Source organism: Anaeromyxobacter sp. Red801, assembly GCF_049201065.2.
Classification (GTDB): Bacteria; Myxococcota; Myxococcia; order Myxococcales; family Anaeromyxobacteraceae; genus Anaeromyxobacter.
Map to the genome: position 1 here is coordinate 3,369,955 of NZ_CM181236.1, position 11,882 is coordinate 3,381,836.

The 11,882-nt window shown below is 76.1% G+C and carries 10 protein-coding genes; 5 read left to right on the forward strand and 5 right to left on the reverse strand.

Annotated elements, in window-relative coordinates; all coding sequences use genetic code 11:
* Positions 1-15 precede the first annotated feature (15 nt).
* The 4 genes from ACOQFB_RS15515 to ACOQFB_RS15530 are packed head-to-tail and all read left to right on the forward strand — an operon-like array spanning position 16 to position 4,463.
* A complete protein-coding gene (locus ACOQFB_RS15515) occupies positions 16-1,428 on the forward strand; it encodes a BamA/TamA family outer membrane protein (RefSeq protein ID WP_421609334.1) in 1,413 nt (470 codons plus the stop codon).
* Complete coding sequence (locus ACOQFB_RS15520; protein WP_421609335.1) at positions 1,425-2,117, forward strand: hypothetical protein; 693 nt, start codon at positions 1,425-1,427, stop codon at positions 2,115-2,117. Before ACOQFB_RS15515 ends, ACOQFB_RS15520 begins: the two co-directional genes overlap by 4 nt.
* Positions 2,114-3,688, forward strand: a complete 1,575-nt coding sequence (locus ACOQFB_RS15525) for a sensor histidine kinase (protein ID WP_421609336.1) — start codon at positions 2,114-2,116, stop codon at positions 3,686-3,688. Before ACOQFB_RS15520 ends, ACOQFB_RS15525 begins: the two co-directional genes overlap by 4 nt.
* Positions 3,689-3,698: 10 nt before the next feature.
* The gene (locus ACOQFB_RS15530; protein ID WP_421609337.1) at positions 3,699-4,463 is read left to right on the forward strand and encodes an SDR family NAD(P)-dependent oxidoreductase; all 765 of its coding nucleotides are present in this window, start codon (positions 3,699-3,701) and stop codon (positions 4,461-4,463) included.
* Between the two features lie 66 nt (positions 4,464-4,529).
* On the opposite strand, the gene ACOQFB_RS15535 is transcribed toward ACOQFB_RS15530, so the two are convergent.
* Positions 4,530-5,432: an RNA polymerase factor sigma-32 gene (locus ACOQFB_RS15535; protein WP_059438115.1), complete on the reverse strand. Its 903-nt coding sequence runs from the start codon at positions 5,430-5,432 to the stop codon at positions 4,530-4,532.
* A gap of 389 nt (positions 5,433-5,821) precedes the next feature.
* Between ACOQFB_RS15535 and ACOQFB_RS15540 the strand changes: the two genes are divergently transcribed.
* A complete protein-coding gene (locus ACOQFB_RS15540; RefSeq protein ID WP_059438114.1) occupies positions 5,822-6,646 on the forward strand; it encodes a metal-dependent hydrolase in 825 nt (274 codons plus the stop codon).
* A gap of 47 nt (positions 6,647-6,693) precedes the next feature.
* On the opposite strand, the gene ACOQFB_RS15545 is transcribed toward ACOQFB_RS15540, so the two are convergent.
* The 4 genes from ACOQFB_RS15545 to ACOQFB_RS15560 all read right to left on the reverse strand — a co-directional run bounded on the left by ACOQFB_RS15545 (position 6,694) and on the right by ACOQFB_RS15560 (position 11,877).
* The gene (locus ACOQFB_RS15545; RefSeq protein WP_421609338.1) at positions 6,694-8,511 is read right to left on the reverse strand and encodes an ABC transporter ATP-binding protein; all 1,818 of its coding nucleotides are present in this window, start codon (positions 8,509-8,511) and stop codon (positions 6,694-6,696) included.
* 80 nt (positions 8,512-8,591) lie between these two features.
* Positions 8,592-9,671, reverse strand: a complete 1,080-nt coding sequence (locus ACOQFB_RS15550) for an AI-2E family transporter (protein ID WP_059438112.1) — start codon at positions 9,669-9,671, stop codon at positions 8,592-8,594.
* Positions 9,668-10,753 carry a CgeB family protein gene (locus tag ACOQFB_RS15555; protein WP_421609339.1) on the reverse strand — a complete coding sequence of 362 codons (1,086 nt, stop codon included), beginning with the start codon at positions 10,751-10,753 and terminating at the stop codon, positions 9,668-9,670. The genes ACOQFB_RS15550 and ACOQFB_RS15555 overlap by 4 nt, the downstream gene beginning before the upstream one ends.
* Positions 10,750-11,877: a glycosyltransferase gene (locus ACOQFB_RS15560; protein WP_421609340.1), complete on the reverse strand. Its 1,128-nt coding sequence runs from the start codon at positions 11,875-11,877 to the stop codon at positions 10,750-10,752. The genes ACOQFB_RS15555 and ACOQFB_RS15560 overlap by 4 nt, the downstream gene beginning before the upstream one ends.
* Positions 11,878-11,882 lie beyond the last annotated feature (5 nt).

The window sequence follows — 11,882 nt, forward strand, 5'->3', positions numbered from 1 at the left end:
TAGACTCGCCGCCCGATGCCCGCGCTCCCCACGCTCTGCGCGCTCGCGCTGCTGGCCGCCGCCCCCGGCCCGGCGCCCGCCGCCGCCGCGCCCGCCCCTGCCCCCGCGCCGGACGCCGGCGCCGAGCCCGGCCCGCTCGGCCGCCGCTACCACCTGGAGCGCATCGAGCTGCGCGGCCTCACGCACACGCGCGAGGCCGAGGTGCGGCGCCACCTGCTGGTCGCGCCCGGGGACGTGCTCGACACCGAGCGGGTGCTCCTGTCGCGCCTGCGGCTCCTGCAGCTCGGCTGGTTCTCGCGGGTCGAGACGCGCGTCGAGCGCGGCTCGGAGCGCGGCCTGGTGGTGCTCGTCATCGAGGTCACCGAGCGCAACACGCTCATCGTGAGCGACCTCGTGTTCGGCTCGACCGGCCCGCAGCCGTTCTACGGCGGCCTCGGCCTGTCCCAGCAGAACTTCCTCGGCCGCGGCATGGGGCTCTCCGGCGCGTTCGTGTACGGCGGGTCCCCGTCGGGCCGGTCGGACGACCCGTCCCGCTTCGCGCTCCGCGGCGGCTTCTTCGCCCCCGACCTCACGCCGCGGCGGCTGCCGCCGCTCGTGTTCGGCGTGTCCGGCCAGTTCCTGCGCGGCGAGGAGCTGACCTGCGACGACCCCGACTGCGAGGCGTACCGCTCCGGTTACGGGCGCGCCCCGCGCATCCGCTACCAGCGCGCGGCCGGCGAGGTGACGCTCGGCATGCGCCCCGGCCCGTTCGAGCGGCTGCTCGCGACGTACCGCTACGAGCGCCTGCACGCGAGCGCCATCGACGACTCGCCCGCGCTGGCGGCCGCGCGCGGGCCGGGCCCCGCCATCCTGTACGGCTGGTCCGACCTCTCCGCGCTCACCGGCACCTACGAGATCGACACGCGTGACGACTTCTTCTTCCCCACCGACGGCTTCCGCGGGGTGGCGCAGGTCACCTTCGGCTCGGCGCTGCTCGGCGGCGACTACGAGTACAGCCGGTACCTGCTGCAGCTCGAGACCGCGTACGCGCTCCTCGGGCGCAGGCTCCGGCTCCAGCTCGCGGCCGGCGCGGCCCAGGGCTCGGCGCCGTTCTTCGAGCGCTTCTACGCCGCGGACTGGTCGTACTTCACGGTGGGGCCGGCGCTCGGGCGCGCGCTCGAGCTGAACTTCTCCACCGACTCGCGCTACGACGCGGTCCTCGGCATGGCCGGCCTGGAGTACGCCGTGCCGCTCTGGTCGCGGGGCGGCTTCTTCCACCGCGGCTACCTCGCGATCGGCGCGCGCGGCGTGTGGTCGGCGGCGCGCCCCGGCGGCGGCCGCACCTCGGTGTCCGACCTGCCCTTCTCGGCGGACGTGGCGCTCCGCCTCGACACGCCGGTGGGCACCTTCAACGCCTCGCTGGGCTACGCGCTGGACAACTTCCTGTGATCCCCCTCGCGCCCCCGCGCGGCGCCCGCCGCGCCGTGCTCGCCGGCCTGGCGCTCGCCGCCCTCGCGCTCGCGGCCCCGCCGGCCCGCGCCGCGCCCGCGCCGCTGCCCGCGCGCCTGTGGGTCCGCGGCGGGCACCTCCAGGCCACCCTGGACCTCTCCGCCGTGTTCCCCGCGGCGCTCGAGAAGCAGCTCGGCAACGGCCTCACCAACCTCGTCGCCATCTACGTCACCGTGTCGCGCGAGGAGGGCGGCCCGCCCGCGGCGCTCTACGGCGAGGTGGTCGAGATCCTGTTCGACGTCTGGGAGGAGACCTACGCGGTGACCGTGAAGGACTGGCGCACGCCCGCGGGCGCGCGGCGCGTGCTGCCCGACTACGCCGCGCTGCGGCGCCTGCTGTCCGACGCGCGCGAGGTGGACCTGGGCGCCGTGGGGGCCCTGCCGCCGGGGCCGCTGGTGGTGGAGGCGCGGGTGGAGGTGAACCCGGTGTCGCGGGAGCAGCTCCAGCGGACGCGCGAGTACATCGCGAACCCCACCGCCGGCGCCCGCGCGGGCGGCGGCGGGGGCGGCGGCTCGCGCAGCGTGCTCGGGGCGGTGGCGAGCTTCCTGCTCCGCGACCCGGACCCCGGCACCGACGTGCACCTGCTCCGCTCGGCCCCGTTCACGCTCGCCCAGGTGGGCGCCCGATGAGCCGCCCCCGCCCCGCCCGCGCGCCCGCGGCGGCCGCGCCCGGCCGGCTGCGCCGGCTGCTCGGCCACCTGCGCATGTCGCGCTTCGAGGCGCGCATCACGCTCGCGCTGGTGATCGCGGCCAGCCTCCCGCCCCTCGGCGCCATCCTGCTCGCCGGCCGGCTCGCCCAGGAGAACCTGACCCTCGGGCTCGATCCGCGCGTCGTGGACCGGCTGGAGTCGATCCCGTCGCTCTACGGCGACCTGTTCCAGGCGCGCAAGGCGCTCTACGCCGAGCAGGCGCGCGCGCTCGCCCGCGGGCTCCCGCGCGACCCCGCCGCCGGCTCCGCCTACCTGGCGAGCGCCCTGGAGCGGACCCCGCGCCTGCGGCGGGTGATCTGGACCGGGCGCGACGGCCAGGTGGTGAGCGAGGCGGAGACGCAGGCGCCGAACCCCGAGGGCGAGTGGCGCGAGGCGCCGGCGCGGGTGGGCCTGCCCGGCGGCGGCCAGCTCGAGTGCGTGTTCGCCATCGAGGCCCGCTACTTCGCCGAGGTGGCGGAGTCCCGCGAGCTGGCGGAGCTGGTGCAGAACGTGGAGCGGCTGCAGGCGGAGATCCGCCGCAGCTACGTGCGCGCGTTCGGGCTGCTGCTGGTGGCCTGGGCGGTGGTGGCCGCCGGGGTGGGGTTCTGGCTGGCCCGCCGGACCACCCGGCGCGTGTCCGACCTGGTGCGCGCGGTCCGGCGGCTCGCGGCCGGCGACCTCTCGGTGCAGGTGGACCCGGGCCGCCACGCCGACGAGGTGGCCGGGCTGGCGCGCGCGTTCAACGCGATGGTGCGCGAGGTGCGCGAGAGCCGCGACCGCATCGTGTACCTGGAGAAGATCTCCGGGTGGCAGGAGGTGGCGCGCCGGCTCGCCCACGAGATCAAGAACCCGCTCACCCCCATGCAGCTCGCCTTCCAGCAGCTCGAGGCGCGCTGGAAGGCGACGCCGGGCGGCGACGCGGCCTTCGGGAAGCTGCTCGCGGACGCGGGCGAGATCGTGCGCGAGGAGATCGGCACGCTGCAGCGGCTGGTGGAGGAGTTCTCCGGCTTCGCCAAGCTGCCGCAGGTGAGGCCCGAGCCGTCCGACCTGGGCGAGTTCGTGGAGGAGTTCGTGCGCACCAGCCCGCAGGTCACCGAGGCGGCGGACGTGGACGTGGTCCGCGCCAGCCCCAGCTGCCCGGTGGGGCTCGACCGCGCGCTGATGCGCCGCGTGCTGGCGAACCTGTGCGCGAACGCGATCGAGGCGGCGCGGCCCGGGCGCGCCCGCGTCCACCTCGGGGTGGCGCGCACCCGCGACCGGGCGGTGCTGACGGTGGCGGACGAGGGGCCGGGGATCGAGCGCGAGCTGCGCGAGCGGATCTTCGACCCCTACTTCACCACCAAGGGCACCGGGACCGGCCTCGGGCTCGCCATCGTGAAGAAGATCGTCCTGCAGCACGGCGGGGAGATCCAGGCCGGGGAGCGGCCCGGGGGCGGCGCGTCCTTCACGGTCGCGCTGCCGCTCGCCCCGGCGGGCGAATCGACCGGCGCGGACGGGCGGGCGCGCGGTTAGAATCCGCGCCATGCCCTACGACCTGACCGACCGCCTCGCCCTCGTCACCGGCGCGACCTCCGGGATCGGCGCGGCCTGCGTGGACGCGCTCGTCGGCGCCGGCGCGCGCGTCGTCGCCGCCGCCCGCCGCGCCGATCGCCTCGACGCGCTCGCCTCGCGCCACGCCGGCCGCGTCCACCCGCTCGTGCTCGACGTGCGCGACCGCGCCGCGGTGGAGGCGAGCCTCGCCACCCTGCCCGCCGCCTGGAGCGAGGTGGAGGTGCTGGTGAACAACGCCGGGCTCGCGCTCGGGCTCGAGCCGGCGCAGCGCGCCTCGGTGGACGAGTGGCAGACGATGATCGACACGAACTGCACCGGCCTGGTGGTGGTCACGCGGGCGCTCTTGCCGGGCATGGTCGAGCGCGGCCGCGGCCACGTGGTGAACGTCGCCTCGGTGGCCGGCACCTACCCGTACCCCGGCGGCAACGTCTACGGCGCCACCAAGGCGTTCGTGCGGCAGTTCACGCTCAACCTCAAGGCCGACCTGATCGGCACCGGCGTGCGCGCGACCTCGGTCGAGCCGGGCATGGTCGAGACCGAGTTCTCGCTGGTGCGCTTCTCCGGCGACGCCGGGAAGGCGAAGCAGGTCTACCACGGCATGCAGCCGCTCGGCCCCGAGGACGTGGCCGACGCGATCCTCTGGTGCGTGAGCCGCCCGCCGCACGTGAACGTGAACGCGCTCGAGCTCATGCCCGAGCGGCAGGCGTTCTCGCCCTTCGCGGTGAAGCGCGGGTAGCCGATCCCACGATCATCCGCTCGCCCCGAGCCCGTCGAGGGGCGGGCGGACGCCAGGGCGCCGCGGTCAGTCGGCGCCGCCCGCCTCCGCGCCGCTCACCGGCCAGCCGATCTCGTCGGCCACCGGCTCGAGGTCGCGGCGCAGCTTCTCGAGCGCCCGGATCTCGAGCTGGCGGGCGCGCTCGCGCGAGAAGCCGAAGTGGTGGCCGAGGTCGCGCAGCGTCTCCTTGCCCTCGCCCATGATCCGCGCCTCGACGATGTGCCGCTCGCGCGGGTCGAGCCGCCCCATGGCCTCGGACACCCGGCGGGCGAGCAGCGCGTCCTCCTCGGCGCGCGCCAGCTCCTCGTCCTGCGGCTCGCCGTCGGCGGGGGTGAACTCCAGGTGCGTGCTGGTCCCGTCGGCGACCGGGGCGTCGAGCGAGAGGTCGCGGCCCTCCATGCGCTGGGTCATCTCGACCACGTCGCTCGGCCGCACGCGGAGCTTCTTGGCGACGAGCGCGACGTCGATGCCCTCCTCGGCCAGGCCGGCGCCGGGGGTGAGCCGCTCGATCTCGTGCCGGGTGCGGGCCAGCGAGAAGAAGAGCTTACGCTGCGCCTGCGTCGTGCCGATCTTCACGAGCGACCACGACTTCAGGATGTGGTTCTGGATGTAGGCGCGGATCCACCACACCGCGTACGAGATGAGCCGGATCTCCTTGTCCGGATCGAACTTCTGCACCGCCTTCATCAGGCCGATGTTGCCCTCCTGGATGAGGTCGGCCATGCGCAGCCCGTAGGACCGGTACTCGAAGGCGACCTTCACCACGAAGCGGAGGTTCGCCTCCACCAGCCGGTGGCCGGCGCGGGTGTTCCCCTCGTCGCGGAACTGGCGGGCGAGCCGCCGCTCCTCCTCCACCGTGAGGAGCGCGACGCGGTTGATCTCGCGGAGGTACTGGTCGAGGGTGCTGCTCGCGGTGCTCGGTCGGTTCATCTCTCCTCCAGGGTGGGATTGCTCGTCCAGGGTGGGAAGGCTCGTGGCCCGGTCCCGCCCCAGCAACCCCCGTGCCCGCGCCGGGATCGCCGCCGATCGCACGCCGGCGGCGGCGTCGAGCCTCGATCCCCGGCCGTGCCTGTAACTTCGACGCGGGCGATCCGGTAAGCGCGACAGGTGCGCCGGCTCGGGGGCACACCCCGCGTGCGGGCTGGCGTGCGGCCCGTGGGCGGAAGGCCGCGCTCGCGCTCGCCCGGCGCGGCGCCGCCCAGGGGCATTCACGCAGGGTGATGCCTACATCCCCGAACGAGTCCGCCCCGCTGCCCACCGGGGCGCTAGAAGACCGCTTCGTCCGCGCCCGCCCCGGGCGCGATCGAAAGGAGCCCCGGATGCCGTCCGCCTCACGCCCCCTCGCGCGCCTCGCCGCGCTCGCCCTCGCGGCGCTCGCCGCCGCGCCCCTCGCCGCCTCCGCCCAGCCGAAGGCCGCGCGCGGCAAGACCGAGGTCACCTGGTACGGCCACGCGGCCTTCGTGGTGACGACGCCCGGCGGCACCGTGCTCGCCATCGATCCGTGGCTCTCGAACCCCAAGGCGCCCGAGCCCGGCCTCGCCGGGAAGCTCCCGAAGGTGGACTACATCCTCGTCAGCCACGGCCACTTCGACCACGTGGGCGACGCCATCGCGATCGCGAAGCGCACCGGGGCGAAGCTCATCACCAACTTCGACCTGGGGAGCTCGCTCGTCGCGGCCGGCTACCCGAAGGACCAGGCCGGGATGGAGACGCTCGGGAACATGGGCGGCACGATCCAGGCCGGCGACGCCGCGGTCACCATGGTCGCCGCGGTCCACAGCTCCGGGTTCGCCGACGACAAGGGCGCCGTGCACCCCGGCGGAAACCCGATGGGCTTCGTGATCCAGGTGAAGGGCGGCCCGACGATCTACCACACGGGCGACACCGACCTGACGCAGGACATGAAGCAGCTCCCGGAGCGCTTCGGCCGGGTGGACGTGATGCTGACCTGCATCGGCGGCCACTTCACCATGGACCCGAAGGCCGCCGCGATCGCGGTGAGCTACGTGCGGCCCCGCACCGTGGTGCCCATGCACTTCGGCACGTTCCCGGCGATCGCGGGGACGCCGGAGGAGCTGCGGGCGGCGCTGAAGGGCAAGGCCGAGGTGCGGGTGCTCGAGCCGGGCAAGCCGGCGGGGTTCTAGGCGCCTCGGCGGGCGCGCGCCGGCGGCCCCCGGCGCGCGCCGCCCCGTCACGCCGCCAGCGGGAACATCCCGCGGGTCTGCTTCGCCACCAGGCTGGCGTAGTGGCCGCCCCGGGCGACCAGCTCGGCGTGCCGGCCCTGCTCGACGATGCGCCCCTCGCGCAGCACCACGATCCGGTCCGCGTCCACCACGGTGGAGAGGCGGTGCGCGATGACGAGGGTGGTGCGGCGCCGGGAGACGCGGGCCAGCGCCTCCGAGACCAGCGCCTCCGACTCGGCGTCGAGCGCCGAGGTGGGCTCGTCCAGGATGAGGATCGCCGGCTGCTTCAGCAGCGTGCGCGCGATCGAGACGCGCTGGCGCTCGCCCACCGAGAGCCGGCTGCCGCGCTCGCCCACCACCGTGTCGTAGCCCTGGGGCAGCCGCACGATGAAGTCGTGGGCGTTGGCGGCGCGCGCGGCCGCCTCGATCTCGGCGCGGGTGGCGCCCGGCCGGCCGTAGGCGATGTTGGCGAGGACCGACTCGTTGAACAGCAGCGAGTCCTGGAACACCACCCCGATCTGGCGCCGGAGCGCCACCTGCTTGAGCTTGCGGACGTCGATGCCGTCCACGCGCACCACGCCCTCGGTCGGATCGTAGAAGCGCTGCACCAGCGACACCAGCGTGGACTTGCCCGAGCCGGACGGGCCGACGATGGCGACGCGCTCGCCCTCGCGGACGTGCAGGTCCACGCCGTCGAGGAGCGGCGGGCCGCCGCCCGGGTAGGCGAAGCGCACGCGCTCCCAGCGCACGTCGCCGCGCAGGCGCACCATCTCGCGCGCGTCCGGCGCGTCGCCGAGCAGGTCCTGCGCGTCGAGGATCGCGTACACCTCCTCGACGGACACCTGCGCGGTGCGGAGCGTCTTGTAGACGCCGGCGAGGCCCAGCACCGGGCCGAACAGGCCGCCCACGTAGCCGAGGAACGCCACCAGCGTGCCGGCGGTCATCTGCCCGCGCAGCACCAGCACCCCGCCCAGCGTCAGCGCGGCCACGCGGGCCGCGATCTGCACCAGGTTCTGCGCGGCGCCCACCCCGGCGTCCACGCCCACGCCGCGGATCACCACCTCGTTGGCCGAGTTCACCTCGTCGAGGAAGCGGCGCTTCTCCGCCTCCTCCATGGTGAAGCTCTTCACCGTCACGATGCCCGAGAGCACCTCGTTGAACCGCGAGTAGATGTGCACCCAGCGGTCCAGCAGCGTGCGCTCGCGGCGGGTCTGCATGGGCGCGGCCAGCCGCGCGATGAGCGCCGGGAGCGGCGCGAACGCCAGCACCAGCAGCGCCAGCCGCCACTCCAGCCGCAGCATCACCACCACCGAGAGCACCAGGTACGCCGCGGCCGGCACCACGTTGAACGCGAGGTCGGAGAGCGCGCCCACCAGCCCCTGGATCGAGCGATCGAGCCGGGTCATGAGCGCGCCGACGCCCTCGGCGCGGTGGAACGTGAGCGGGAGCCGGTGCAGGCGCTCCACGGTGGCCTCGGTGAGGCGGTACTGGATGCCGATGCGGGTCCGCCAGGTGAGCCAGTTCGAGGTGGCGGCGAACGCCTCGCGCAGCAGGCCCAGCACCACCAGGGCGAGGATGCCCTCCCCCAGGCGGCGGCCGCCCTGCCCGAGCGCGAGCGAGTCCCAGCCGCGCGCCAGCGCGAGCGAATCGAAGATGCGCTTCAGCGCCAGCGGCTCGGCCGCGTTCACGCCCGCGAGCGTCAGCGCCACCAGCAGGATGCCGGCGATGGGCAGGCGGAACGGGACCAGGAACTCGGCCGCGCGCAGCAGCCCGCCCCGGCGGCGCCCGGCGCGGCCGGAGGGTTGGGCGGCAGCGGTCGTGGTCACGCCCCCCGGAACCCGCCGGCGCCCGGGCGTCTTCCCGCGGGGCGTGGCCGGCGCGGGCGGGCGCGCGCACGCCCGCCCGGTCAGCCGGCGAGGAAGGTCGCGACCACCCGGTAGCGCGGCAGGTGGCGGCAGACGATCCGCACCGTGGAGAGGAGCGGCACCGCCAGGAACAGCCCCACCGGCCCCCACAGCCAGAACCAGAACAGCGAGCCGAGGAAGACCACCAGCGGCGAGAGCCGCAGCTGCTTCCCGAGGAACACCGGGTCCACCACGTTCCCCTGCACGTTGACGAGGGCGAGGTAGATCGCGGCCACCAGGGCCACGTCCTTCACCGTGCCGTACTGCAGGAGCGCCATGGCGGCGGGCAGGAACAGGCCCAGCGCCGGCCCGACGTACGGGATGAAGTGCAGGAGCGCGGTGGTGATCCCCCAGATGGCGGCGTGCTCGAGCCCGTACAGCGCGTACACGCCCCAGGTCACCAGGCCCAGGATCGCGTTCAGCGCCACCCGGTTCAGCATGTACTGCTCCACGTCGCGGTGGAGCTCCTCCAGCGCGGCGAGGACCCGGGCCCGCCCGCCCGGGCGGCGCTCGGCGCGGGCGAGCAGCTTCGCGCGGAAGCGCGGTCCCTCCGCCAGCGTGAAGTACAGGACGAACACCACCACCGTCGCCTGGCCGGCCAGCGTGAGCGCGCCCTGCGCGGTGCCGACGAGCAGCGTGGCCCAGGGCACCGTCTCCTGCACCTTCACCTCGCCCGGGCGGCGCGGCGTCTGGACCAGCTGCTCGGACTGCGCCTGAAGGTGCGCCGCGTGGCGCCGGATCCCGGCGGCGGCCTCGCGGAGCCGCCCCTCGTAGCCGGGCAGCTCGTCGGCGAAGGCGGCGATGCGATCCCAGAGCACCCAGCCGATGGCGGCGAGCACCGCCACCGTCAGCAGCGTGCCCGCGATCGCGGCGAGCGTGCGCGAGAGCCCGCGCCGCTCCAGCGCCGCGACCAGCGGGTGGACCGAGAGCGCCAGCGTGACGCCGAGCGCCGTCGGCACGAGCAGGTCGCGCGCCACCCACAGGAAGCCGAACCCCGCCGCCACCGCGAGCACGGTCAGCGCGCGCGCCGCGGCCCGGGCCTCGTGCCCGCCCGGCGCCGGCGGCGGCGCGGCGGCGCTCACCCCAGCCCCGCCGCGATGGCGAGCAGCGCGTCGGCGCGGTGCGCGCAGGTGTGGCGCGCGCGGACGGTCTCGAGCCCGTTCGCGGCCAGCTCCCGCGCCAGCCCCGGCTCCGACAGCACCGCGCGCAGGTGGCGCGCCATCTCGGCGCCGTCGCGCGCGACCAGGAAGTCCACCCCGGGGCGGAACAGCCGCTCGGCGTCCCGCCACGGCGCGCTCACCAGCGGGACCCCGCAGGCGAGCGCCTCGAACGGCCGGATGGTGGGGATGCCCGGCAGCGCCTCGGCGTACGGCCGCCGCGGCACGTGCACGGTGACGCGGTGGCGCGCGAGCACCTCCGGGGCACGGTGGTTCGGCAGGTAGCCGCGGTAGGCGATCCCGGCGGCGGCGAGCGCGCGCAGGCCGGCGTCCGGGTAGCGCACGCCGTGCACCGTCGCGGAGATCCCGAGCGCCCGCACCGGCCCGAGCAGGAACTCGTCCAGCTCGGCGGTGCGCTCCTCGTCGCCCCAGTTCCCCACGAACACCAGGTCGCCCTCCGGCGCCCCGGCGCGCGGGTGGAAGCGGCGGACGTCGGCCGCCTCGTGCCAGGTGAAGGCGCGCCCCTCGAAGCCGCGCGCGCGCCAGATCCCGGCCAGCGCCTCGCCGAACGCGAGCACGCCGTCGTAGCGGGACAGGTCGAAGCGGGCCAGCTCGCCGGGCGCGGTCACGGCGCGGTGGTGCGTGTCGTGGAACAGGAGCCGGAGCGACGGGCGCCGGGCGCGCTCGGCGCCGACCCGCGCCACCACCTCGGGGTCGTTCCACTCGTGCACGAGCGCCAGGTCCACGCCGTCCAGCGCCTCGGCCGCGTCGAGCGCGCCGGGCGCGTAGGTGCGGACCGGGAGCTCCGGGTAGGCCTCGCGCCACGCCTCGAGCGCCGCGGCGCCGTGGTCGCGCACCAGGTTCTCCGCGCTCCAGGCGCCGAGCGCCTCCCAGGCGGTGACGGCGTGGCCGCGGTGGACCAGCTCCGAGGCGACCCCGCGCAGGAAGTGGGCGTTCCCGTGGTTCCAGTCGGAGCGGAGCGAGTGGACGAAGAGCGCGATCTTCACGGCCGGGCTCCGGCGCGGGCGGCGAGCCCGCGGTAGAGGTCGAGGTACGCGTCCGCCATCGGGCCGGGCCCGAGCCGGAGCGCGCGCGTCCGGGCGCGGACGGCGAGCGCCTCGCGCCGCCCCGGATCTCCGCAGAGCCTGCGCAGCGCCGCGGCGAGCGCCGCGTCGTCCCGGGGCGGGACCCACTCGGCGCAGCCGTCCCAGGTCTCGCGCAGGCTCTCGAGCTCGGCGAGCACCAGCGCGCACCCCGCCAGCGCCGCCTCCAGCACCGCCAGGCCGAACGGCTCGTAGCGGGCGGGGTGCGCGAACACCGCCGCGCGCGCGAGCCAGGCGGCGAGGTCCGCCTCCTCGAGGCGCCCGAGCAGGTGGGCGGGCCCGGGCGGCAGCGCGCGCGGGGTCGGATCGCCGGTGGCGGGCCCGGGCGGCGGCGCATCCGTCCCCCCGGGCGCGCGGGCCTCGCCCGCGATCGCCACCGGCCACGGGAGCCTGGGCGCGACCCGCGCCAGCGCCGCCGCGCCCTTCGCCTCGTCCCAGAGGCGGCCCGCGCCCATGACCAGCGCCGCCTTCTCGCCGGGCGGGAAGCGCGCCGGGTCGCGGCCGTTCGGGATCACCGCCGGCGGCGCCAGCGGGCCGTGGTGGCGCGCCAGCGCGCGCGCCATGGCGGCGCTGGGGGCGGCGACCGCGTCCGCCGCGGCGAGGCCCTCGCGCACCGCGCGGCGGTAGCGGTCCCATGCCGGCGGGGGCGACTCGCCGCGGACCGCCTCGTACCAGGAGACCACGCAGGAGTGGCCCACCACCAGGCGCGGCGCGCGGAACGGGAGGCGGCCGTGCGCGAACGCGCCGAGGTGCACCACGTCCGGGCGCTCGCGCCGCTCGATCCCGAGCAGCCACTCGCCGGCGCGGGCCACGTCGTCCCAGGGCTCGTCCATCCACTCGAGCCGGAAGCCGGCCTCCTCGTGCACCAGCCCCGGGACGGCGCGCAGCCGCCGGCGCGCGCCCTCCGGCACCGGGCCGCCCTCGGTGGCGAGCACCACCGCGGCGCCGCGGGCCGCCAGGGCCGCCGCGAGCTCCAGCGCGTAGGTGAGGACGCCCCCCACCGCGTCGGCGTGCAGGAGGATCTTCACGGTCG